General features: G+C 59.5%; 22 protein-coding genes and 1 tRNA gene. 16 read left to right on the top strand and 7 right to left on the bottom strand.

Annotation, left to right across the window (positions count from 1 at the left end; translation table 11 throughout):
- Positions 1-3 precede the first annotated feature (3 nt).
- Positions 4-987, top strand: a complete 984-nt coding sequence (locus R6X40_RS11550) for a bile acid:sodium symporter family protein (protein WP_318413699.1) — start codon at positions 4-6, stop codon at positions 985-987.
- 9 nt (positions 988-996) lie between these two features.
- Here the strand turns inward: R6X40_RS11550 and R6X40_RS11545 are convergent, their stop codons facing one another.
- On the bottom strand, positions 997-1,797 hold the full coding sequence (locus R6X40_RS11545; RefSeq protein ID WP_318413697.1) for an APH(3') family aminoglycoside O-phosphotransferase: 801 nt from the start codon (positions 1,795-1,797) through the stop codon (positions 997-999).
- A gap of 150 nt (positions 1,798-1,947) precedes the next feature.
- Entirely contained in the window at positions 1,948-2,424 is a 477-nt protein-coding gene (locus R6X40_RS11540) for an Hsp20 family protein (RefSeq protein ID WP_318413695.1), read from the bottom strand.
- A 539-nt stretch (positions 2,425-2,963) separates the two neighbouring features.
- On the opposite strand from R6X40_RS11540, the gene R6X40_RS11535 reads away from it, so the two are divergent.
- Positions 2,964-3,941 (top strand): alpha/beta hydrolase, encoded by a 978-nt coding sequence (locus R6X40_RS11535; RefSeq protein WP_318413694.1) that lies wholly within the window; start codon positions 2,964-2,966, stop codon positions 3,939-3,941.
- Positions 3,942-3,956: 15 nt separating this feature from the next.
- Here R6X40_RS11535 and hisN read toward each other — a convergent pair whose 3' ends face one another.
- Positions 3,957-4,730 (bottom strand): histidinol-phosphatase, encoded by a 774-nt coding sequence (hisN, locus tag R6X40_RS11530; protein WP_037100079.1) that lies wholly within the window; start codon positions 4,728-4,730, stop codon positions 3,957-3,959.
- Between the two features lie 42 nt (positions 4,731-4,772).
- On the opposite strand from hisN, the gene R6X40_RS11525 reads away from it, so the two are divergent.
- Complete coding sequence (locus R6X40_RS11525; protein WP_318413693.1) at positions 4,773-4,976, top strand: hypothetical protein; 204 nt, start codon at positions 4,773-4,775, stop codon at positions 4,974-4,976.
- Positions 4,977-5,112: 136 nt separating this feature from the next.
- On the opposite strand, the gene R6X40_RS11520 is transcribed toward R6X40_RS11525, so the two are convergent.
- The gene (locus tag R6X40_RS11520) at positions 5,113-5,997 is read right to left on the bottom strand and encodes an N-formylglutamate amidohydrolase (protein WP_318413691.1); all 885 of its coding nucleotides are present in this window, start codon (positions 5,995-5,997) and stop codon (positions 5,113-5,115) included.
- Positions 5,998-6,192: 195 nt separating this feature from the next.
- On the opposite strand from R6X40_RS11520, the gene cpdR1 reads away from it, so the two are divergent.
- The 5 genes from cpdR1 (at position 6,193) to R6X40_RS11495 (ending at position 10,546) form a co-directional block, all read left to right on the top strand.
- The gene (gene cpdR1 / locus R6X40_RS11515; RefSeq protein ID WP_113242088.1) at positions 6,193-6,555 is read left to right on the top strand and encodes a response regulator CpdR1; all 363 of its coding nucleotides are present in this window, start codon (positions 6,193-6,195) and stop codon (positions 6,553-6,555) included.
- A 95-nt stretch (positions 6,556-6,650) separates the two neighbouring features.
- Positions 6,651-6,725: transfer RNA gene (locus R6X40_RS11510), tRNA-Val, on the top strand.
- Between the two features lie 194 nt (positions 6,726-6,919).
- Complete coding sequence (locus tag R6X40_RS11505) at positions 6,920-7,108, top strand: hypothetical protein (protein ID WP_318413687.1); 189 nt, start codon at positions 6,920-6,922, stop codon at positions 7,106-7,108.
- A 426-nt stretch (positions 7,109-7,534) separates the two neighbouring features.
- The gene (gene ilvD, locus R6X40_RS11500; protein WP_318413685.1) at positions 7,535-9,379 is read left to right on the top strand and encodes a dihydroxy-acid dehydratase; all 1,845 of its coding nucleotides are present in this window, start codon (positions 7,535-7,537) and stop codon (positions 9,377-9,379) included.
- Positions 9,380-9,619: 240 nt separating this feature from the next.
- Positions 9,620-10,546 carry a cation diffusion facilitator family transporter gene (locus R6X40_RS11495; protein WP_318413683.1) on the top strand — a complete coding sequence of 309 codons (927 nt, stop codon included), beginning with the start codon at positions 9,620-9,622 and terminating at the stop codon, positions 10,544-10,546.
- 27 nt (positions 10,547-10,573) lie between these two features.
- Here R6X40_RS11495 and R6X40_RS11490 read toward each other — a convergent pair whose 3' ends face one another.
- The 3 genes from R6X40_RS11490 to R6X40_RS11480 all read right to left on the bottom strand — a co-directional run bounded on the left by R6X40_RS11490 (position 10,574) and on the right by R6X40_RS11480 (position 12,350).
- The gene (locus tag R6X40_RS11490) at positions 10,574-11,299 is read right to left on the bottom strand and encodes a class I SAM-dependent methyltransferase (RefSeq protein ID WP_318413682.1); all 726 of its coding nucleotides are present in this window, start codon (positions 11,297-11,299) and stop codon (positions 10,574-10,576) included.
- Between the two features lie 144 nt (positions 11,300-11,443).
- Positions 11,444-11,842, bottom strand: coding sequence for a VOC family protein (locus R6X40_RS11485; RefSeq protein ID WP_318413680.1), 399 nt, complete (start codon positions 11,840-11,842; stop codon positions 11,444-11,446).
- 61 nt (positions 11,843-11,903) lie between these two features.
- The gene (locus tag R6X40_RS11480) at positions 11,904-12,350 is read right to left on the bottom strand and encodes a MarR family winged helix-turn-helix transcriptional regulator (RefSeq protein ID WP_318413679.1); all 447 of its coding nucleotides are present in this window, start codon (positions 12,348-12,350) and stop codon (positions 11,904-11,906) included.
- Between the two features lie 75 nt (positions 12,351-12,425).
- Between R6X40_RS11480 and R6X40_RS11475 the strand changes: the two genes are divergently transcribed.
- From R6X40_RS11475 to R6X40_RS11440, 8 genes are all read left to right on the top strand, one after another.
- The gene (locus tag R6X40_RS11475; RefSeq protein WP_318414206.1) at positions 12,426-13,154 is read left to right on the top strand and encodes a thioredoxin family protein; all 729 of its coding nucleotides are present in this window, start codon (positions 12,426-12,428) and stop codon (positions 13,152-13,154) included.
- A gap of 190 nt (positions 13,155-13,344) precedes the next feature.
- On the top strand, positions 13,345-14,115 hold the full coding sequence (locus R6X40_RS11470; protein ID WP_318413677.1) for a VOC family protein: 771 nt from the start codon (positions 13,345-13,347) through the stop codon (positions 14,113-14,115).
- A gap of 71 nt (positions 14,116-14,186) precedes the next feature.
- Positions 14,187-14,573 (top strand): VOC family protein, encoded by a 387-nt coding sequence (locus R6X40_RS11465; RefSeq protein ID WP_318413676.1) that lies wholly within the window; start codon positions 14,187-14,189, stop codon positions 14,571-14,573.
- Between the two features lie 117 nt (positions 14,574-14,690).
- The gene (locus R6X40_RS11460) at positions 14,691-16,031 is read left to right on the top strand and encodes an FAD-binding oxidoreductase (protein ID WP_318413674.1); all 1,341 of its coding nucleotides are present in this window, start codon (positions 14,691-14,693) and stop codon (positions 16,029-16,031) included.
- A gap of 139 nt (positions 16,032-16,170) precedes the next feature.
- Complete coding sequence (locus R6X40_RS11455; RefSeq protein ID WP_318413673.1) at positions 16,171-19,503, top strand: transglutaminase family protein; 3,333 nt, start codon at positions 16,171-16,173, stop codon at positions 19,501-19,503.
- Positions 19,504-19,510: 7 nt separating this feature from the next.
- On the top strand, positions 19,511-21,925 hold the full coding sequence (locus R6X40_RS11450) for a circularly permuted type 2 ATP-grasp protein (RefSeq protein ID WP_318413671.1): 2,415 nt from the start codon (positions 19,511-19,513) through the stop codon (positions 21,923-21,925).
- Between the two features lie 36 nt (positions 21,926-21,961).
- A complete protein-coding gene (locus R6X40_RS11445) occupies positions 21,962-22,840 on the top strand; it encodes a transglutaminase family protein (protein ID WP_318413669.1) in 879 nt (292 codons plus the stop codon).
- Positions 22,841-23,019: 179 nt separating this feature from the next.
- Positions 23,020-24,234 carry a vWA domain-containing protein gene (locus R6X40_RS11440; RefSeq protein ID WP_318413667.1) on the top strand — a complete coding sequence of 405 codons (1,215 nt, stop codon included), beginning with the start codon at positions 23,020-23,022 and terminating at the stop codon, positions 24,232-24,234.
- The last annotated feature ends 163 nt before the right edge of the window (positions 24,235-24,397 follow it).

The raw sequence follows: 24,397 nt of genomic DNA, 5'->3' as shown, positions 1-24,397 counted from the left end.
GATATGCGCCGCTTCCTGCCCGACACCTTTACGATCCTGCTTGTCTGCACGGTGATCCTTGCATCGCTGCTGCCCATTTCCGGCGAACCGGCGGAGTGGTTCGGCCTCGCCACGAAGATCGCCATCGGCCTTCTATTCTTCCTTCACGGCGCGCGGCTGTCGCGTGATGTCGTGGTGGCGGGCCTGCTGCACTGGCGGCTGCATCTCGTCATCCTCGCATCGACCTTCGTGCTCTTCCCGTTGCTTGGCCTTGCGGTCGGCTTCCTGCCTGAAAGCGTTCTGCCACCGGCGCTCTATACCGGCATCCTCTTCCTCTGCGTCCTGCCCTCGACCGTACAGTCGTCGATCGCCTTCACCTCGATGGCCGGCGGCAATGTCCCCGCCGCCATCTGTGCAGCGTCGGCTTCCAATATTTTCGGCATGTTTCTGACACCGCTTTTGGTTGGCCTGCTGTTTACCGCCGGCGGCCATGGGGGTTTCTCGTTCGATGCGCTGGAGCAGATCCTGCTGCAGCTTCTCGCCCCGTTCATCCTCGGCCAGATCCTTCAGCCATGGATCGGCAATTTCATCCGCGCCCGCAAAAAACTTCTGATGCCGGTCGATCGCGGTTCGATCCTGATGGTCGTCTATCTCGCCTTCAGCGAAGCGGTGACCGAACATATCTGGAGCACGTTCTCCATCCGCGATATCGCCGTCGTTATCATCCTCGACATTCTGCTTCTGGCCGTCGTGCTGGTGGTCACGATGTACGGCAGCCGCATGCTCGGCTTTTCGAGAGAAGACGAGATTGCCATCACCTTCTGCGGCTCGAAGAAGAGCCTTGCCAGCGGCGTGCCGATGGCCAATGTCATCTTCGCCGGCCAAGGTATCGGCAGTATCGTCCTGCCCCTGATGCTGTTCCACCAGATCCAGCTGATGGCCTGTGCGGTGATCGCCCAGAAATATGCCGAACGCAGCCGGCGCCTGGCGGTTGCTGCAGCGGAATAGAAGCAGGAGCTAGAAGAACTCGTCCAGCAACTGATAATAGTCGAGCTTGGCCCGATCGGGCTTGGGGACACCGTAGAGATCAAGAAACGGCTGCCCCCAAGCCTCGCCAAGGTTTTCGCACACACTGCGATAAGCCAGCGCCAGATCCTGGTAGCGGTCTGCGACACCCAGCCGGGCGCAATCGATAAACCCGCTGAACCGGCCCTCATGCTCCAGCAGATTCGGCAGGCACGCATCGCCATGTGTCACAACAAGATCGGCGGCATCCGGTTTCCGGCTTTCGAGAATCCGGAAAAGGTCATCGGCGGATTGGCCAAGCCGCTCATCATCAAAATCGTCCTCATCAACCTCGCCAGCCTCCATCCGCGCCTTGGCAAGCGCCAGGCGATTGGAAAGGCTATGATCAAACGGGCAGGTGCTGATATCGATCGCGTGCAACAGCCGCAGCGCCTTGGCCAGTATTTCGATGCACTGCTGCGGCGTAATGGAGACAGCGGATAAATCCCGCCCCGGCATAGCACTGACGAGCAGCCAGTTCTGGCCGTCATGACGATCCTGCGCAATGACGTCAGGGCAATCAATCCCCGCTCCCGCGAGCCATCCTAGCCGCGTCGCCTCATCGGGCAATTCGGCAAAAGGGCCAGCCAGCTCACGCTTGAGGAAGAGGCTCGGCTCTCGATCACCGACCAGCTTGAAGACACCCGCCGACGAACGGCCAACCGCGTCGCGCTCGAAGCGATAGCGTGACAACCGGATGCGCCACTGCGGCGGTAGATCGCCAGCTTGCAGCAGGGGTGACAGGTCACGCATCGAAATCCTCCTCAGGCACGTAATGACGGTATCGCAGCCATTGCGCAGCGTCTCCATACAAAAAGCCGTCTGCAACCCTCGGCTGCAAACGGCTCTCGATTGTCAGCGGCGCCCGTTCGGGCACCGCGTCTCTATGTTCTGATCAACAGCTTAGTTGGCGCTGCCGTTCACCTGTGTTGCTTCGATCTGCTTCGGCGCCGACTGCGCGGCAACGATGTCGATGCGGCGCGGCTTGGCAGCTTCCGGGATCTCGCGCAGGAGATCGATGTGAAGCAGGCCGTTCCTCAGCGAAGCGGACTGGATTTCCACGTGATCGGCGAGTTGGAACCGGCGCTCGAAGGCGCGCTTGGCGATGCCGCGATACAGGAACTGGTTGTCAGTCACCTTTTCTTCGCTCTTCTCGCCCTTGACGGTCAACGTATGCTCGCGGGCTTCGATCGAAAGTTCGCTTTCGTCAAAACCGGCAACGGCCATGGTGATCCGGTAGGTGCTCTCGCCGGTCCGCTCGATATTGTAGGGCGGATAGGTCTGCGACTGGTCCGGCTGGCCAAGGCTGTCGAGCATGGTGAAAAGACGGTCGAAACCGACGGTGGAGCGGTAAAGGGGGGAAAAATCAACGTGACGCATGGTGTCCTCTTGTGAGCAACTGGTGTGCGATCTTGGCTCTGTCACCCCGTAAGCGGCGATGGCAGAACCGGTGAACGAGCCCGGTTTCGGCGCCCGTGAGGATGAGATGGGAATTGTTTTTGCGGCCTTCAAGACCCCGGCAAAACAAGATGAAAACATCACCCGGAAGACGCGATCTCTTGATAAATGCAGGATGAACGGCCGGTTCGAGCTGCGTTCAGCTTCAGCGCGATAAAACTGCGACATCGGAAGACGAGGCTGGCAGCGGCGGTGAACGTCCCTTCTCCCACATGCTGCCTGTCCTCAACCGACCGACTGTCTCTGGCCGGGAACGGTAATTCGTCCCCCCACCGTTTCCGGCCCTTTTTCCCAACCTTTTCTTTGACCGGGTAAGTCGCCTCCCTTATCGCTATTGTCTGGCCTGCACCGTTCCTTAATCGGTATCGATCAAGGATGAGCCATCATAAATCCGGTGCATTGCCGGCGCACCCTTGTGCCGCCATTGCACCTTCAAAGACCGGCCGGACACGGACTTGCCCATGACATCAACGCTTCATTCCACCCCGGACAATCCGATCCCCGGCAATCATACCGTCGGCTTCTTCGACGGCGTGGGTAACCGCAAGATTCGCTATGCGATCTTCAAGTCGGATGCGCCGGTCGCCAGGGGCACCGTCGTGCTGCTGCAGGGGCGCAATGAATCGATCGAGAAATATGCCGAGACGATCGGCGAGCTCACCGCGCGCGGACTGTGGGTGGCAACCTTCGACTGGCGCGGTCAGGCTGGCTCCGAGCGACTGCTGAAACAGCCGCGCCGCGGTCACGTCAGGCGCTTTGCCGATTATGAGAGCGATCTATCGACATTCCTCGAAAAGATCGTGCTGCCCGATACGCGCCTGCCCTTCTTCATGCTGGCTCATTCAATGGGTGCGCTTGTCGCCCTATCGCAGGCACCGATGCTGGCGAGCCGCATCGACCGGCTGGCCATCGCAGCTCCCTTCATGGCGCTCGGCGGCCAGAAGGTCGGCCATGGCATGATCAGCTTCATGGCGGCCGTTTTCAGCATTTGCGGCCTCGGCTCCCTGCCGTTGTTACGCGACAAGGGTTCGCGGCCCTTCCCGGAAAACCTTTTGACATCGGATGCCCGGCGCTTTGCCCGCAACAAGGCATTGACCGACGCCCACCCGGAGCTGGCGCTCGGACCACCCACCGCCCGCTGGCTGCACGAAACCTTCAAGGCCATCAAGCGCGTTTCAGCCCGCGAACACCTGACACGAATCCGCGTGCCGACCATCGTGCTCGCACCGACGCAGGACCAGTTGGTGCCGCATCTGGCTGTGGAGACACTTGCCCGCAACTTCCGCGCCGGTCACATGATCCCGATCGACGGCGCCCGTCACGAACTTCTGCAGGAAGCCGACCACTATCGCGCCCAGGCGATTGCGGCCATCGAAGCCTTCATCCCCGGAAGCACGGCGGACACGGTATTGGTCGACAGCGAAGACCTGTCAGCCTGATGCGTCCGCTGGCTTTTAGCCCTTCAGGATAGCCAGAGCCTGTGCGTGGATTTCAGCACTGCCGGCCGCGATGACTTCGCCGCCCATTTCGGCCGGGCCGCCATTCCAGTCGGTGATGATGCCGCCTGCCTGCTCGATCAGCGGAATGATCCCACCGACATCATAGGGCTTCAGGCCGCATTCGATGACGAGGTCGATATGACCGGCCGCCAGCAGCGCGAAGGCATAACAATCGCAGCCGTAGCGGGCGAGTTGCACCTTGCTCTGCACCGCCTCGAAGCGGGTCTTGATATCGCCGGTGTAAAGATGCGGCGAAGTGGTGAAGAGGATCGCCTGGCTCAGATCGGCGCAGGGCCGCGTCGAGACCACTTTGTCTTCGCCCGGACCGCGATAATGTGTGTTCTTGCCATCGGCAAAATAGCGCTCGCCGGTAAACGGCTGGTCCATCAGCCCCATCACCGCCTCGCCCTTGTGATAGAGGCCGATCAGCGTGCCCCAGACCGGCAGGCCGGAGATGAAGGCGCGAGTTCCATCGATCGGATCGATGACCCAGACATAATCGCGGTCGAGCCCGACATTGCCGAATTCTTCGCCGAGAATGCCATGCTCGGGGAAATGCGCCTCGATCAGCGCGCGGATCGCCGTCTCGGCCGCTCGGTCGCCCTCGGTGACCGGATCGAAACCGGCAGCCTCCTTGTTGGCGACACTGATGCCGGTCCGGAAACGCGGCAGGGTCTGCGCCTTGGCAGCATCGGCAAGGCGGTCGAAAAATTCACGGTCCGGCAGCATGAAACCTCACGAAGATCGGGAAATGGAAGGCTGATTGTGCTTATGGCACATTTTTTTGAAAAAGAAGTCTTCGGCGAAAAAATCGGTAAAAATCGCGCGGATCGGCAGATGCGAAAGCAGTCTTGCCCCGGATTATCGAAGAACGTGCCTCAGAAATCAAAAAACGCGCCCAAACCGGATGTTTATGGCAGTTTAGTGAACTCTGACTTTGGCGCAGCGCACCAATTGTGGCCAAATCTGGCTTGACAATTGTGCACCGCAATATTAGATTTTTCGTACAGTCACTTGTGGCTGTAAATACCCTCCTTGGGTGTTTCCTCCCTAGACTTAGCCGCGCCAAAAGCGCGGTTTTTTTTGTCTTTATGGCAGGGACAAGGGCTGTTTATTCCGCAGCGAGCGACGTGCTTGGCGTGTAGGTTTCCACATGCGCCGCCAATCCATTGAGGAACATGCCGATAGCCTCGGCCAGCATCGGAAAGTCCCTCTTCTTCTGCAGCGTCGCTTCATCGACATAGAGACCGCGATTGATCTCGATCTGCAACGCATGCAGTCCTCGCGCAGGCCGGCCGTAATGCTCGGTGATAAAACCGCCGGCATAAGGCTTGTTGCGGGCCACGGAGAACCCGAGATCCTCGAGCAGTGACACCGCTGTCCGCGAGAGATCAGCCGAGGCGCTTGTGCCATAGCGGTCGCCGATGATGAAGTCCGGCCGCTGGCCCGTTCCGGCCAGCCGGATATTGCCCGGCATCGAATGGCAGTCAATCAACACCGCCAGACCGAACTGAACATGCGTACGGGCAATCAGCCGCCGCAGGCAAGCATGGTAGGGCTTGTAGATGGTCTCGATCCGCTCGAGCGCTTCGGCAACCGGAAAGCGGCCACGGTAGATTTCCATATTTTCCGCCACCAGTCGCGGCACGGTACCGAGACCGCCGGCCACCCGCATCGAAGTGATATTCGCATGCGGCGGCAGCGGCCCGTCAAACATCCGTGGATCGAGTTCATAGGGCTCGCGGTTGACGTCGAGAAAGGCGCGCGGGAAATGCGCCATTAACAATGGCGCGCCCAGATCTGTTACGGAATGGAACAGTTCATCGACGAAGTGATCCTCCGACCGGCGGATCGACAGTTCGTCCAGACGGGATTTTTCCAGGAAGGACCGGCTGTAAACCCTGCCGCTGTGGGGGGAATTGAAGACAAAGGGAATGCGCTGCATTTCCGGCTCGCGAACTTCGAACTGTTCGGTTTCGCTGACGTTCTGCGTCATCGCAGCCCTTTTTTACCATGTCACAATCTTGATGCTTCGTGTATGTTGCCAGCAGGCAGCAATCATGTCCATAGTCGTTTCCTGCCAGTGAACAGGGCTTGATCTCATGTCTTCACCGGATATTTACCCACATGCGGTTTCATGATGTGATCGCAATTCCCCACATCGACACGTAAGGTGCAACGGCTTTAATCCATGAGTCCAAAAATCCTCCTCGCCGAAGACGATAACGACATGCGCCGCTTCCTGGTGAAAGCCCTGGAAAAGGCCGGCTACAAGGTAATGTCGTTCGATAATGGCGCCAGCGCCTACGACCGGCTGCGCGAAGAGCCGTTTTCGCTTCTTCTGACCGACATCGTCATGCCCGAAATGGACGGCATCGAGCTCGCCCGCCGGGCGACCGAACTCGATCCCGATCTCAAGGTCATGTTCATCACCGGCTTTGCCGCCGTGGCGCTGAACCCTGATTCGAAAGCTCCGAAGGACGCAAAGGTCCTGTCCAAGCCTTTCCATCTGCGTGATCTTGTGGACGAAGTGAACAAGATGCTGGCCGCATAGCCTACGCCGCAAGGGCTGTAAAACTTCCTGTCAAAAAGCCGAAAAAAGCCTATTGACGCCTCCGGAGGTTTATGGTCTATGCGCCAACATTGGATGGGCGTATAGCTCAGCGGGAGAGCACTACGTTGACATCGTAGGGGTCACAGGTTCAATCCCTGTTACGCCCACCATCCAGTTTCTAAAGGCCTTTCGGGAAACCGGGAGGCCTTTTTCGTTTGGCACCCTGCCGGGAAAACGGCACTCTAGAACCGGGGAACGGACCGGTTGACTTTGCCCTCCAGCGTCCGGATCATCACCCAGCGCCAGAGTGCACATCACAGAACAACAGATCGGTGAAAGCCTGCAACCAAGGATGATTTCGCCTGTGAATGAACCGCGTTATGAACTCCATCAGGAGAAGAATGGCACCTGGACCGTGATCGACGTGGTCACGCGTTTGCCGGCAGCCTCGGACGGACGCGATCTGGCTGGCCTTGATCGCGACGACGCCAGGGACATCATGCAGGCTCTCAACAGGGATCATCTTGCCGGGCGCAAAAGCCCGCTGGTGTAGAACCCAAAATCCCCTCCCCGTTACCGGAGAGGAGATTTATACAATGGTTTACGTGATGAAATTGCCGGGTTGCAAAGTGTCCAGCACCGGCAATAAAGAATGAAACGCCGCCGCACGCATCCCCCAAACAAGGTAGGCGCACACCGTTCTTCTTCGAAATCAATCAGTTGAGCAGGAATCCCGCCAACAGTGGCTGGAAAACACGGCAAGTCCGGCCAAACGTGCAATTTTGAGCTATCCCGCAGCAAGACAATCCATCCAGGCGTGCACGATGGAGACCCGCGTGGTATAATCATCGTCTAAAAAACACGAAATATTGTTACGAAATTCGTGACGCGGGCGCAGTTTTGCGATAGGAACCGCTGAAATTGTGGTCCCTGAACCCTATATCTGCCGTTCACCCAGACAAGATCAAGGAAGACGTCCATGCCTGCCTATCGCTCCCGCACCACCACCCACGGCCGCAACATGGCCGGCGCTCGCGGCCTCTGGCGCGCGACGGGCATGAAGGACGGCGACTTCGGCAAGCCGATTATTGCGGTGGTGAACTCGTTCACCCAGTTCGTGCCCGGCCACGTGCACCTCAAGGACCTTGGCCAGCTGGTCGCCCGCGAGATCGAAGCCCATGGCGGCGTCGCCAAGGAATTCAACACAATCGCGGTCGATGACGGCATCGCCATGGGCCATGACGGCATGCTCTATTCGCTGCCATCGCGCGAGATCATCGCCGATAGCGTCGAGTATATGGTCAACGCCCACTGTGCCGATGCGATGGTCTGCATCTCCAACTGCGACAAGATCACGCCCGGCATGCTGATGGCCTCGCTGCGCCTCAACATCCCGACCATCTTCGTCTCCGGCGGCCCGATGGAAGCCGGCAAGGTCTTGCTCTCCGATGGCAAGATCCACGCGCTCGATCTGGTCGATGCGATGGTCGCTGCTGCCGACGAAAACATGTCGGACGAGGACGTCCAGACCATCGAGCGCGCCGCCTGCCCGACCTGCGGCTCCTGCTCCGGCATGTTCACTGCCAATTCCATGAACTGTCTGACTGAAGCACTTGGTCTGTCCCTGCCCGGCAACGGTTCGACGCTGGCGACCCATTCCGATCGTGAAAAATTGTTCCTGGAAGCCGGCCGCCGCATCGTCGGTCTGGCCAAGCGCTACTATGAGCACGACGACGAAACCACTTTGCCGCGCACAATCGCCTCGAAGGGTGCTTTCGAAAATGCCATGGCGCTCGATATCGCCATGGGCGGCTCGACCAACACCGTACTGCACATCCTGGCCGCCGCCCATGAAGGCGAAATCGATTTCAATCTGGACGACATCGACCGCCTGTCGCGCAAGGTCCCGTGCCTCTCCAAGGTCGCGCCCGCCAAGGCCGACGTGCACATGGAAGACGTACACCGCGCCGGCGGCATCATGGCGATCCTCGGCGAACTCAACCGCGCCGGCCTGCTCAATGCCGACCTGCCGACGGTGCATGCGAAAACCCTTGGCGACGCCCTGTCGCAATGGGATATTTCCGTCACCGACAATCCCGCAGCACTCGAACTGTTCAGCGCAGCCCCCGGCGGCGTGCCGACGCAGGTGGCGTTCAGCCAGAGCGCCCGCTGGAAGGAACTCGATCTCGACCGCGAAAAGGGCGTTATCCGCGACGCCCAGCACCCCTTTTCAAAGGATGGTGGTCTCGCTGTCCTGAAGGGCAATATCGCGCCCAACGGCTGCATCGTGAAAACGGCCGGCGTTGACGAGTCGATCCTGAAATTCTCCGGCCCGGCCCGCGTCTTCGAAAGCCAGGACTCGTCGGTCAAGGCGATCCTTTCCAATGAGGTCAAGGCCGGCGACGTCGTCGTTATCCGTTATGAAGGCCCGAAGGGTGGCCCGGGCATGCAGGAAATGCTCTATCCGACCAGCTACCTGAAGTCGAAGGGTCTCGGCAAAGCCTGCGCCTTGATCACCGACGGCCGCTTCTCGGGCGGCACATCCGGTCTCTCTATCGGCCACGTTTCGCCGGAAGCTGCCAATGGCGGCCTGATCGGCATCGTGCGCGAAGGCGACATGATCGACATCGATATCCCCAACCGGACGATCTCGCTGCGCGTCAGCGAAGAAGAGATTGCCGCCCGCTGCATCGAACAGGACGCCAAGGGCTGGAAGCCGGCCGAACTGCGCAAACGCAAGGTCACCACGGCGCTGAAGGCCTACGCCGCCTTCGCGACCTCGGCCGACCGCGGCGCCGTGCGCGATCTGGGCGACCTCGGCTAAAAGAGCCAACAGGCCTTCGTCGAATATCTGGACACCCCTTAATCCCAACGGATTGAGGGGTGTTTCTTTTTCCACCACACAAACTGTTCTGGAGCATGCGAAGAGCGACAACCGGACGCGTGGTTGCACTTCTTTGCAGAGCCGCCATTCAGCCGTCATTCCGATATAGGCAAATGCGCGAAACGCGCCCACAATCTCTCGTCCAATCCCGTCCTCAAGCCCATCTCCCCGAGCAAAGCCATGCAAGCCGAACAGACTGTCCTGAAAATCTCCATTGCCGTGACCATCCTCATCGCTTGTTCCGGCATCGCGTTCGGCATCGTCACCGGCTCCTTCTCGATCGCCTTCGATGGCGTCTACTCGCTGGCCGATGCCAGCATGAGCACGCTGGCGCTGGTGGTCGCCCGGTTGATTGCCACCGACGCTGACCCGAGCCGCGGCAAGGGAAAGCTGCGGGCGCGGTTTTCCCTCGGGTTCTGGCACCTTGAGCCGATCGTGCTCGGACTGAATGGCATTCTTTTGATGAGCGTCGCCGTCTACGCCCTGATCAACGCGATCATCAGCATCCTGTCGGGCGGCCATGCGCTCGAATTCGACTATGCGATCCTCTACACCGCCGTGACTCTGGTGGCCTGCCTGATCATGGCAACCGTTGTCAGGAAGAAAAACGCCACCATCCGCTCTGAGTTTCTCACCCTCGACGCCACAGCTTGGCTGATGTCCGCCGGCATCACCGCCGCCCTTTTGATCGCCTTCATCGGCGGATTTTTCGTTGAAGGCACATCCCTTGCCTGGATCACGCCCTATATCGATCCGGCTGTCCTGGCACTCGTGTCCGTCGTCATCATCCCGATGCCCATCGGCACGGTGCGACAGGCACTATCGGATATTCTGCTGATGACGCCGGAGCCGTTGCGGGCACGGATCGATGATGTGGCAAGCGATGTGGTCAGGGAACAGTCTTTCCTCTCCCACCGCGCCTATGTGGCCCGCATCGGGCGGTTGATGCAGGTGGAACTCTATTTCATCGTGCCGGCCGGCATGCCCGCCCGAACGATCGAGCAATGGGACCAGTTGCGCGATGACATTGGCTCTCGCATTGGCGGCGAAGGCCCCAACCGCTGGCTGACCATCGCCTTTACGGCCGATACGGAATGGGCGGAATAGCCCTCTGTCCGTGACCCAACCACCCAGCTACTTACGCGCGGACACCAAGAGGAACATCGGCCGCTCGCGCTCCTCCGCCCATTCCGGATGGGCAGCCACCTGCTCAAGCGACGGCCCCCATTCCTCGACGTGCAGCAAGGTAAAGCCAAGACCAATCAGGATATTGATCAACGTGCCCATCGTCCGGTGCTGCTTGACCACGCCCTTGGCCAGCCAATCCGTCGTACGCGGGCCTTCGTCGAGGTAGCCGTTCACCGGCCACGTCGCACGCCCGTCGATATCCTTCGCCCAGCCGGGATGGGCCGGTGCCATATAGATCGGATGCTCGATCGAAAAGACCAGCCGGCCGCCAGTCACGAGCGCCGCGTGGACACGCGCCAGCAGCGCGTTGAGGTCCTCGATATAGTGGAAGGCCAGCGAACTGTAGACAAGATCGAAGGACGCTCCCTGCAGTTCCAACACCTCCAGATCGGCCTTCGCATAGCCGATCGCCGGATCCGACGTCGCCCGCGCGCGGGCCAGCATATTTTCGGACACGTCGAAGCCGAGCACACTCGAAGCACCTTCGTCGCGGGCAAAGCGGCAGAACCAGCCAAAGCCGCAACCGAGATCGACAATCCGCTTGCCCTCCAAATCGGGCAACATCCCCCGGATCGATGCCCATTCTGCAGCCCCGTCCAGCCCTTCGACCGCTCGGCCAAGCTGGCTGTAGCCTTCAAAGAATTCGGGATTGTCGTAGACGTTCTGGGTCATGGTCCGCCATCGTGTATTTGCGCAGGGAGGCCAACTGTCTACACCTTTTGCCCGCTTACCGTCATCCCCTTGCGCAAACACCGAAAAAGGGCGCCAACCGAAGTGGACGCCCTTTTCGTAAAACGCTGCCTTACCGGAACATCATCAACCGGCCGCCTGCGGCTCCATATAGGCCAGTTCCCAGACATGACCATCGGGATCCTGAAAACTGCAGCCGTACATGAACCCGTAGTCCATGACCGGACGCCATGCCTTGCCACCCAACGACAATGCCTTGGCCAGCGTCTCATCGACCTCCTGGCGGCTACCGGCGGAGAGGGCGGTCAGCACTTCCGTCACCTTGCTGGTATCGCTGATCTCGTCGATAATGAATTCCTTGAAGCGCGCCTCGTGCATCAACATGACGAAGATATTCTCCTCAACGACCATGCAGAGCGTGTCTTCATTGGAATAATCGGGGTTGAAACTGAAGCCGAGCCCGCCGAAAAATACCTTGGAAAGCGAAACGTCCTTTACCGGCAGGTTCACAAAAATCATCCTCATTTACAGTCTCCTCTATGGTTATGGGATTGTTCTTCCCTCAATCGGGCAGGATGCTGGATATTCAGGCAAGCATCATGAGGTCAGATCGCAACCGGTCCGGACGCCCCTCGCCGAGCGCGTCATCGACGTCGGCATGCGTGCTTTTCCAGATCGGCACCGCCATTGACAGCAGCGCATGGCCCTCTGCGGTAAGCTTCATCCGCCGCAGGCGGCGATCCTTGTCATCGGTCATGGTGACCAGCAGTCCGCGCTTCTCCAGCGGCTTCAAAGCCGCCGTCAATGTGGTACGATCCATGGCGAGCAGATGAGCAACCGGCCCCATGCCCGCAGGCTCTGGGCGATTGAGCGCCATCAGCAAGGAAAACTGTCCATTGGTCAGGTCGAGCGGCCGCAATGCCTCGTCGAATTTTCGCGCCAAAGCCCGCGCCGCGCGCTGAACATGAAGACACAGGCATGTGTCACGAACAAGAAGGGTGGTTTCGTAGGGAATCACGATGGGCTTTGACATGCATTAATAATGTTGATATCAACCTATTTAGTCAAGCGGAACGAAACGCGATTTTCTGAGGAGGAATGAACGATGTTGAGAAATCCGGTTGTATCTCGCGAGGAATGGCTCGAAGCCCGCAAGGCGCTGCTCGCCACCGAAAAGGAAGAAACGAAACTGCGCGACAAGATCCGCGCCGAACGCCAGAACATGCCGTGGGTCAAGGTCGATAAGACCTACACATTCGATACGCCCGCCGGCAAAAAGACGCTGGCCGACCTGTTCGACGGCCGCAGCCAGCTGATGATCTATCATTTCATGTTCGGCCCCGACTGGGAGGCCGGCTGCCCGGGCTGCTCTTTCCTGTCCGATCATATCGACGGCACGCTTCCCCATCTCAACAATCACGATGTCAGCTATGTCACCGTCTCCCGCGCGCCGCTCGGCAAGATCGAAGCCTACAAGCAGCGCATGGGCTGGAAATTCCCCTGGGTGTCGTCCTTCGGCAGCGATTTCAATTTCGACTACCACGTTTCCTTCACCAAGGAGGAACTGGAGAGCGGCAAGGTCTTCTACAATTTCCGCGAAACATCCGGCGACGATGCCAATGATGAACTGCCCGGCATGAGCGCTTTCATCCGCGACGAAGCCGGCAATGTCTACCATACCTATTCGGACTACGCTCGCGGCGGCGAAGAAATCCTGACGACCCTGATGATCCTCGATCGGGCACCAAAAGGCCGCAATGAAACGTCAACGTTGAGCTTCGTGAAGCGGCATGACGAATATGACGCGGAACCCAAGGCCCATTCCTGCTGCGCCTGACATGACAGACTGGCAATCGCGCTTGGGCGAGGACACCCGCAATTTTTCGTCCCGCATCCGCAGTCCCGGCGGCACGTGGAAACCGATCGCGTGGTGTGACTGCTGCCATATTCGAGCACTGTGACGACCTACACTTCCCGCCAGATGTCCAAACTATATCAACCAAGCAACATCAAAGAGGAGGACTACAATGAGCGATAAACACGGCGCGTTCGTCTGGTACGAACTGATGACCACCGATACCAAGGCAGCCGAAGCTTTCTACGACGACGTGGTCGGCTGGACCTCTGTCGATTCCGGCATGCCCGATGCAAACTACACGCTGTTCAAGACCAATGACGTGCGCGTGGCCGGCCTGATGACAATGCCGGAAAGCGCCCTGAAGATGAACATTCCGCCCGCCTGGCTCGGCTATGTCGGCGTCGATGATGTCGATGCGGCAGCCAAAAAACTCGCCAAGCTCGGCGGCACGGTGCATCGCCAGCCGGAAGATATTCCCGGCGTTGGCCGCTTCGCTGTGGTCGCCGATCCGCACGGCGCGGTTTTTTCGCTCTTCCGCGGTGACGGTGACGTGCCTGAAATCTCGCAGATGGCCAACGGCAATGTTGGCTGGCACGAACTGATGGCCGGCGATCTCGCCACCGATCTCCCCTTCTATCAGGAGATGTTCGGCTGGAAGAAGGATGAGGGTATCGATATGGGCGATATGGGCACCTACCAGCTCTTCGCCCACAATGGCGCGCAGATCGGCGGCATGATGACCAAACCCGCCACCATCCCGGCGCCGCCCTATTGGGGCTTCTACTTCAACGTCGAAACCCTCGATGCCGCGATCGCGCGGTCAACTGCCAAGGGTGGCAAGGTCGTCAATGGGCCGATGGAAGTCCCCGGTGGCGCCTGGGTGGTCAATTGCGTTGACCCCCAGGGCGCCCATTTCAACCTTGTGGCAATGAAGCGGTAATCCACTCCTCTCTCGGCAAGGCACCGGCTTGGAACCGCCGGAGCCTTGTCCGGGCTATTCCTGGAAATCCCATGAAGCTTGACGCAATCGAAGTCATCACCCTGTTCGTCGACGATATCGACGAAACGCGGTCGTTCTACCAGACAGTCTTTACGCCCGAAGTCATCTACGAGGACGCGGTGTCCGCAGTGCTGAAATTCTCGGGCGTGATAGTCAATCTGCTCAAAGCAACCGAAGCCCCCGAGTTGGTAACACCTCTGGCTGTTGCCGGGCCATCATCCGGATCCCGCATCCTCCTGACGATCAAGGTCGATGACGCAGATGCCGTCTGCGCCGAGTTGCGCCGCCGCGGCGTAACGCTGCTCAACGGCCCGGTCGACCGCCCGTGGGGCCGCCGCACCGCAGCCTTCGCCGATCCTTCCGGCCATGTCTGGGAGATCGCCCAGGAGCTCAGCTGACGGCGCGGGTTCCGTTCGTTCGGCGGCAGATGCCGCCTGCCGCACCACCTCCAAACGGGGCATTTCTGCAACCTCTAAAATATGATAGGCATTGCCCACCAGTCGGGGGCAAGCCTCATGTCCAATTCACTGCTAGACGCACTGACCGCTGCTGAACTTCACTGTCCGGTGATCGTTGCGGGTCATCCGGACTACGATCGCTATCGCCGGATCTGGAACGGCATCGCCGACCGCCGGCCTCTCGCGATCGTTCGCCCGCAAGATGTCGAGGATGTTCAAAAAGCCGTCTGTGCGGCCGCCTTATGCGGTGCCTTGCTCGCAGTGCGCGGTGGCGGCCATAGTCTGCCTGGCTTGTCCACCTGCAATGACGGGCTGGTGATTGACCTGTCCTTGATCCGTTCCGTCGTCATCGACAACCACGCCCAAACCGTCGATGTCGGCGGCGGAGCTCTGCTTGGCGATCTTGATCGCGCAACGATTCCGAAAGGCTACATTGTCCCGGCGGGGGTGATTTCGCATACGGGGATCGGGGGGCTGACGCTGGGCGGCGGCATGGGCTGGGCAAGCCGGAAATATGGTCTGACGATCGACAGCCTGCTTGGAGCCGAGATCGTCCTCGCCTCCGGAGATGTCACCTGGACGAGCCCGACCTGGAACCCGGAGCTCTTCTGGGCCATCCGCGGTGGCGGCGGTAATTTCGGCGTCGTCACCCGCTTCAGGTTCCAGCTGCACCCGTTCAGCGGGATCGTCGCCGGCCAATGGATCTACCCGATGGAACAGGCCCGGAAGGTCCTGTCTGCATTGCGCGATCTGGCGCGAGGACAATCCCGCGATTTCACCGTTTCCTTCACAGCATCACAGTCCGGCATCAACGTCACAGCCGTCTGGTCTGGCGATACCGGGCTCGCCAGTGCTGCACTGTCACCCTTCGGAGCTCTGGCGGACGGCGCCAGGGGCGGCCTTGAAAACCTGTCCTATCTGACCCTGCAGAGCCGCAATGACGTGGCGTTCGCGTGGTCGCGCCGTTATTATGCCAAGGGCGGTTTCTGGTCCGATATCAGCGACCAGGCAATCGAACACATTATCGGGGCGATGGCCCACGCACCAACGTTTGACTGCGAAATCTATGCCATCCAGCTCGGCGGAGCCGTCGGCGACATGGCGGACGATGCAACGGCCTATACCGGAAGAGACGCAGGTTTTTACTGGTTGTCCGAGCCCATTTGGGACGATATCGCCGATGATGACAGATGCATCGAATGGGGTCGCACGACTGGTCGGCTGCTGTCCGACCCTTCGATCGCCGGCAACTATGTCAACGAGCAGGGCGACACCGGCTCAAACATCGCCCGCGATGCCTATGGTCCCGAAAAATACCAGCGCCTTGCACGGCTGAAGGCACGGCTTGACCCGGCCAACCTCTTCCGCCTCAATCAGAATATCGAGCCGCAGGAATAGCACTTATCAAGCATGTGCTGATCTTCCTCACGGGAAATGAATCTTCCCGCCGGGAATTGCGCCTTGCAATCTCTCTTCGCATTGCACAAAATCCCTTCAATGGCGGCATAGACCTGTCATCAAGGGGATAAAAATCCGCATGGCGATCAAAGCAAGCATCTATCACCTGACGCATTACAAGTATGACAAGCCAGTACGGCTCGGCCCGCAGATTATCCGGTTGAAGCCAGCGGCCCACTCCAAGACCAAGGTCATCAGTCACTCGCTCAAGGTCACGCCGGAAAACCACTTCGTCACACTGCAACAGGATCCCTACGGCAACTACCTCTCGCGCTATGTTTTTCCCGACCCCGTCACCGAGTTCAAGATCGAGGTCGATCTCGTCGCCGACATGACGGTCTACAATCCGTTCGACTTCTTCATCGAGGAAGAGGCCGAGACTTTCCCCTTCGCCTATCCGGAAGACATCCGCGACGACCTGAAAATCTACATGCAGCCGGAGCCGATGAGCCCGGCGCTTGAAACCTATATCGACGGCATCGATCTCACTCCGATGCGCACCATCGATTTCATCGTCGGCCTCAACGCCCGCCTGCAGCAGAAGGTCAACTACGTCATCCGTATGGAACCCGGCGTGCAGACGCCGGAAGAGACCCTGCAACTGGCGCTGGGATCCTGCCGCGATTCCAGCTGGCTTCTGGTGCAGATCCTGCGCAATCTCGGGCTGGCCGCCCGCTTCGTCTCCGGTTATCTGATCCAGCTCGCCCCGGACCTGAAGGCCCTTGATGGCCCCTCCGGTACCGAGGTCGATTTCACCGACCTGCATGCCTGGTGTGAAGTCTATATCCCCGGCGCCGGCTGGGTTGGGCTTGACCCGACCTCCGGACTCCTGACCGGCGAAAGCCATATTCCGCTCGCCGCGACACCGCACTACCGCAACGCCGCCCCCATCTCAGGCGGCCTCTATGGCGATGCCAACACCACTTTCGATTTTGCCATGACGGTTAGCCGCGTCGCCGAACATCCGCGCATTACCAAGCCGTTTTCCGAGGAAAGCTGGCAGGCGCTGAATGCGCTCGGTGAACATGTCGATACAGTGCTGAACGGCGCCGATGTGCGCCTGACCATGGGCGGCGAGCCGACCTTCGTCTCCATCGACGATTTCGAATCCGAGGAATGGAACACCGGCGCCGTCGGCCCGACCAAGCGCGACAAGGCCGACGAACTGATCCGCCGCCTGCGCGAGCGTTTCGCGCCGGGTGGCTTCCTGCACTATGGCCAAGGCAAGTGGTACCCCGGCGAAAGCCTGCCGCGCTGGACCTTCTCGCTCTACTGGCGCAAGGACGGATTGCCGATCTGGCACAATCCCGATCTGATCGCCGCCGAAGGCAAGGATACCAAGGTCACCGCCAGGGAAGCGGAAGCGCTGATCACAGGCATCGCCGCAGCACTTGATATCGAGCAGGAGATGGTGATTCCGGCCTTTGAGGATCCTGCCGAATGGATCATCAAGGAAGGCAGCCTGCCGGAAAACGTCGATCCGGAGAACTCAAAGCTGGAAAGTCCGGAAGAGCGCGCCCGCATCGCCAAGGTTTTCGAACGTGGTCTGACGACGCCGACGGGCTACATCCTGCCAGTGCAGGCATGGAACTCTAAAGCCGAGGGTCAAAAATGGATTTCCGAGAAATGGCGCACCCGCCGCGGCAAGATTTTCCTGATGCCGGGCGATTCACCGATCGGCTTTCGCATGCCGCTCGGCACCCTGCCCTATGTGCCGCCGTCACAATATCCGTATATCCACCCGGAAGATCCGTCGATCGATCGCCAGCCTCTTCCAGATTACGGAACGCCGGCCAGAGCATTGGCCGAAGCCTCCCGTAAGGCTGCCACAGACGCCAGGCAGAAGCGCATCGAACAGGTGCTGGAAGTGGCAAATGCCGATATCCGGGGTGCGGTGCGCACCGCCATGAGCGTCGAGCCGCGCGATGGCCGTCTCTGTGTCTTCATGCCGCCGGTCGAACGCATCGAGGATTACCTGGAATTGATTGCAGCGGCTGAAAAAGCTGCATCCGATCTCGGCCTGCCGATCCATATCGAGGGCTATTCACCGCCGCAGGACGAGCGCATCAATGTCATGCGCGTCGCGCCCGATCCCGGTGTCATCGAGGTCAACATCCACCCGGCCTCAAACTGGGCAGATTGCGTGGCGATCACCACAGCGATCTACGAGGAAGCCCGCCTTACACGTTTGGGTGCTGACAAGTTCATGATCGACGGCCGCCACACCGGCACCGGCGGCGGCAACCATGTGGTCGTGGGCGGCAACAACCCCAACAACAGCCCCTTCCTGCGCCGCCCGGACCTCCTGAAAAGCCTCGTGCTGCACTGGCAGCGTCATCCGTCGATGTCCTACCTGTTTTCCGGCATGTTCATCGGCCCGACCAGCCAGGCGCCGCGTGTCGATGAGGCCCGGCACGACACGCTGTACGAGCTGGAAATCGCCATGGCGCAGGTGCCCTTGCCCGGCATGGCGCAACAACCCTTGCCCTGGGTAGTCGACCGCCTGTTCCGCAATCTCCTGACCGATGTCACCGGCAACACCCATCGCGCCGAAATCTGCATCGACAAAATGTTCTCTCCGGATGGCCCGACCGGCCGACTGGGCCTCGTCGAGTTCCGCGGCTTCGAAATGCCGCCGAATGCCCGCATGAGCCTTGCCCAGCAATTGATGGTGCGATCGCTGATCGCGCGCTACTGGCAAAACCCGGCCGAAGGCAAGCTGGTACGCTGGGGCACGACCCTGCACGACCGCTTCATGCTGCCGCATTATGTCTGGCAGGATTTCCTCGATGTCCTCAATGACCTGCGGGCCAACGGTTTCAACATCCGTCCGGAATGGTTCGAAGCCCAGCTTGAGTTCCGCTTCCCGTTCTGTGGCGAGGTCGAATATGAAGGCGCAAAGCTGGAATTGCGCCAGGCGTTGGAACCCTGGCATGTGATGGGCGAGGAAGGTGCGCCCGGCGGCACCGTGCGCTACGTCGACAGCTCCGTCGAACGCCTGCAGGTAAAACTCGAAACCGCCAATCCCGAACGCTACACCGTTGCCTGCAACGGCCGTGCGCTGCCGCTGACCAAGACCGGTTTCAATGGCGTCTCTGTTGCCGGGGTACGTTACAAGGCCTGGCAGCCATCGTCGGGTTTGCACCCGAACTTGCCGGTTAACACGCCACTTACATTCGATATTTATGATACATGGTCGAAGCGTTCGATCGGCGGCTGCATCTATCATGTTGCCCATCCGGGCGGGCGCAGTTACGACACGTTTCCGGTCAACGGCAACGAAGCTGAAGCCCGCAGGCTCGCCCGTTTCGAACCGTGGGGACATACCGCTGGTGCTTACGCGCTGGCCCCGGAAAGCCCATCGGCAGAATTTCCCCTGACGCTCGATTTGCGGCGTCCGGCAGGCATGTAGGACTTTGATGTCAAAGAAACAGACGGCAAATGCGACGCGCAACCAGGACCGGATCGGCAACGATCCGGTCTTCGGTTATCGTGCGCTCCCCGGCATTGCCGATGAAATGCTTGATACGCAGGGCAATGTTCGCCAGGTCTGGCAGCATTTTCTCGCCTCCATCGGCCGCATGGACGAGACCGAGCTTGCCAATCGCTTCGCCCGCGCCGACCGCTATCTGCGCGATGCCGGCGTGTTCTACCGCGCCTATGGCACGAAGGAGAATTCGGAGCGCAACTGGCCGCTCTCGCACGTACCCGTGCTGATCGACGACACCGAATGGCAGGCTGTTTCGAAAGGCCTCGTCCAGCGCGCCGAACTGCTGGAGCGGATCGCCGCCGATATCTACGGCCCGAACCGTCTCGTCGCCGAAGGTTTTCTGCCGCCGTCACTGGTAGCCGGAAACCCGGAATTCCTGCGCCCGATGGTCGGCGTACTTCCGGCCGACGGTCATTTCCTGCATTTCTGTTCCTTCGAAATCGGCCGCGGCCCGGATGGCAACTGGTGGGTCTTGTCTGATCGCACCGAAGCCCCGTCCGGCGCCGGTTTCGCGCTGGAAAACCGCGTCGCCACCACCCGCGCCTTCTCCGATCTCTATGCCGAAACCCATGTGCGCCGCCTCGCCGGCTTCTTCGGCGCCTTCCGCGACGAGTTGCAATCGCGCAAGAAACATCCCGACGACCGTATCGCGGTTTTGACACCGGGCGTCGCCAATGAAACCTATTTCGAACACGCCTATATCGCCCGCTATCTCGGCTTCATGCTGCTGGAAGGCGAAGACCTGACAGTCATCGACGGCCGCGTCATGGTTCGCACTGTGGCGGGCCTCAAGCCCGTCGGCGTGCTCTGGCGCCGCCTCGATGCCGCCTTTGCCGATCCGCTGGAACTGAACCAGAGTTCGCATATCGGTACCCCCGGCATCGTTGAGGCGCTACGCTCCGGCTCTGTGTCGATCGTCAATTCGCTCGGCTCCGGCATTCTCGAAACCCGTGCTTTCCTCGCTTTCATGCCGACCATCTGCCGTCATCTTCTCGGCGAAGACCCGGTCCTGCCGAGCATCGCCACCTGGTGGTGCGGCCAGCAGCCGGAACGCGATCAGGTGGCAGGCAATATCGAAAAAATGGTCATCGGCCCGGCCTATTCCACCCGGCCCTTCTTTGACGACAACGGCCAGTCCGTTCTCGGCTCGTCGCTGCGCGATACCGCAAAGACATCCGTCGCCGAATGGCTGCAAACGGACGGCCCGAAACTGGTCGGGCAGGAAGTCGTCACCCTCTCCACCACGCCCGCCTGGATCAACGGCAAGCTGACACCACGGCCGATGAGCCTGCGCGTCTATGTCGCCCGCACCCGCGATGGCTGGCAGGTCATGCCGGGCGGCTTTGCCCGGATCGGCTCCGGCGCCGATGCCGCCGCTATTGCCATGCAGGCAGGCGGCTCGGCCGCCGACGTCTGGATCGTCAGCCAGAAACCCGTCGAGCAGATGACGCTCCTACCTGCCGAGGAAAGCTTCATCCGCATCATGCCCGGCAGCCTGCCAAGCCGTGCGGCTGACAATCTCTTCTGGCTCGGCCGCTATATCGAGCGGGCCGAAGGTGCGCTGCGCATCCTGCGCGCCTGGCACGGCCGTTTTGCCGAAACCGCCAATACCGAAATGCCGCTGTTGAAGGATATCACCGACTATCTGGCCGGGCTCGATATCGATACCAAGCAGCCGGTTCCAGACAGCCTCATGGCCAATCTCAACAGCGCCCTTTTCAGCGCCAGCAATATCCGCGACCGTTTCTCCGCCGATGGTTGGCTGGCGCTCAACGATCTCGCCAAGACCGCCCGCAAATTCCAGTCGACGGTCCAAGCAGGTGATGACGCCACCCATGCAATGACTGTGCTCTTGCGCAAGCTTGCGGGCTTTGCCGGCCTGGTCCATGAAAACATGTACCGCTTCACCGGCTGGCGCTTCCTGTCGATCGGCCGCTATCTCGAACGCGGCCTGCACATGACCCGCCTGCTCGGCCACATGTCCGGCGAGGATGCCCCCGATGGCGCCTATGACATGCTGCTGGAAATCGGCGACAGCGTCATGACCCACCGCCGCCGCTACAACGTCAACACCGCAGCGCTGACCGTCACCGATCTTCTGGCACTCGACCCGCTCAACCCGCGCTCGATCCTCTACCAGCTGAACGAGATCAAGACTGAGGTCGAACAATTGCCGAACGCTTTCAGCAATGGCCAGATGTCCCCATTCTACCGCGAAGCCATGAAACTCCACGCAGGCCTAGCCGTCATGACGCCCGAAGCGATGAACACTGACGTCTACAACAATCTGGAACAGGAACTCGGCCGCTTCTCCAACATCCTCGCGCAAACCTATCTCGCATAGGATATGACAGACCTCTTGCGCAAGATTTGAGACCCCATGCTCTACGATATCAATCTGCGGATCACTTACACCTACGAAGTCCCGGTTTCCGGCGGACGGCATGTCGTACGCGTCCTTCCGCTGTCGCTTCCCGACCGCCAGCGCCTCGTCGCCGGCACCGTCACCTGCACGCCTCCACCGGAAGAGCGCAGGGACAGCATCGATTTCTTCGCCAATCCCTCGACCTCGATCCTGTTTCGCAAACAGCATGAAAAGCTGGTGATCCGCATGCAGGCCCGGGTCCAGCTTGAGCAGCAGCCCCTCGCTGCCGATTTTTCGCCCGACCTCTCGCGCTTCCCAGCCGAGATCGCCAATGTCTGGTCTCTCGACGCCAATTCACCGCATCATTTCTTGGGCGCCAGTCCGCGCCTACCCGAAGATGCAGCAATATCAGCCTATGCGCGCGGCATCGCCAAGCCCGGCATGACCATCCGCCAGATCGCCACGGCCATTTGCGCTGAGATCCACATGGACTTCGCCTACGATCCGAAGGCGACCACCGTCGATACGACACCGCGCGAAGCCTTCAAGCTGAAGCGCGGCGTCTGCCAGGATTTCACCCATGTGATGATCACGGCTCTACGCAGCCTCGGCATTCCCGCCGGCTATGTCAGCGGCTTCCTCAGAACCATCCCGCCACCGGGCAAGGAGCGCCTCGAAGGCGCCGATGCCATGCATGCCTGGGTGCGGGTCTGGTGCGGAACCACCACCGGCTGGCTCGAACTTGATCCGACCAACAATATTTTTGCCGGACTGGATCACATCGTCGTCGGCCATGGCCGCGATTACAGCGACGTCGCACCGGTCATCGGTGTCCTGAAAAGCTACGGATCGCACAAAACCGAACAGGCGGTCGACGTCATTCCCCTGCAATGACCCGAAACGGGAATCCCCGCCGTCTTGTTTTCGCACACCGTAGATGGGCTGAAACACCTGCATTCTAAGGACAATTAAAATTGTATTCAATTGCAACCCAGCAGTTGAACAGGATCGTAATACTTACGGGATAGAAGTCGTTTCATCAAAAGAGGCAACGTCTATTCCGAGTGGGGAAAATGGTAAAGCGATCGAAATTTCTTCAGTCCTGTTCAGCTCTCATCAGCGACCGTGGCGGTAATTTTGCCCTGATGGCCGCATTGATCATTCCGGTACTGTTCGCCGGGGGCGGCGTTGCCATGGATATGGCGAATATGATGATGGCCAAGAACCAGTTGCAAGATGCAGCCGACACGGCCGCCCTTGCCGCATCGTCCGCGCTCATCAATGAAGGAATGAGCATCCCAAACGCCAAGAAGCTCGCAAATGATTTCCTTATCGCTGGTATAAGCGCCCAGGAAGGCGTCGTTCTCGATGAGGCCTTTTCTAAAAACACCAAGATCAATATTGTTGAGCAGCTGGCGACGAATACCGTCGGCAACAGCAAGACATACACCGTGGACATATCCTCGAGTTACAATCTCCCCCTCAATCCCTTGACCCGGCTTCTCGGCAAGCAGACCGCCACAATCAGCGCGGCCAGCAAGTCCTTGAGTTCATCGGAAACGAAGAATGCCTTGTCGATGTTCCTGGTGCTCGACCGTTCCGGCTCCATGGCTGAAGATACGGCGACGATTAATAAAGACAACCCGAAGAAGGTCGAGAGCTACTCCTGCGGCACGAAAAACAACCCGAAGACCTGCAAGCGGGATGTTGACAACTTTATCACCAAGATCGAGGCCCTGAAAACGGCGACGGAAAACCTCACCACATATCTGAAAACCGCTGACCCGACCGGTTCTCTGGTTAGAACTGGAGCCGTATCCTACAACGCTTCCATGCAGAAGCAGACCGACTTGACCTGGGGTACCGATAGCGCTGTGGCCTATGTCAAAGCGCTATCAGCAACGGGCGGGACGGATTCCGGTGACGCATTCGCGACCGCTTATGGAAAGCTCATGCTGAAGAAAAACAACGTGTTGGTCGAAGACGACGCCCATTTTGTCAAGAACAAGCAGGCCCCGACAAAATACATCGTCTTCATGACCGACGGGGATAACAACTATACCTCGGCCGACACCGAGACGAAAAAATGGTGCGACAAGGCCAAGGCGGACAACATTCAGGTCTTCACGGTTGCTTTCATGGCCCCGACGCGCGGCCAAACACTGCTGAATTCCTGCGCAACCACCAGCGCCCACTATTTCAAAGCCGAGAATGCAGAACAGTTGAACGAGGCTTTCAAATATATCGGCGAAAAAGCCTCGGCGATGACCGTTCGCCTGACGCAATAACCGCTTTACCGCTGCAATTAAAAGCCCGTCCCGAAATAGTCGGGGCGGGCTTTTTCGCGTTATCCGTTAAATCGTAAGCCGTTTCGAACTGACCGTCTTCTACAATTTTCATCTTATTGAAAACGCTATTGCAAGCGCTTCGTATCGGTGCATAAATCGCTCA

The organism is Rhizobium sp. PL01 (genome assembly GCF_033447125.1).
Classification (GTDB): domain Bacteria; phylum Pseudomonadota; class Alphaproteobacteria; order Rhizobiales; family Rhizobiaceae; genus Pararhizobium.
The sequence above is the reverse complement of the archived record's forward strand: the minus strand, read 5'-3'. Positions and strand labels throughout refer to the sequence as shown.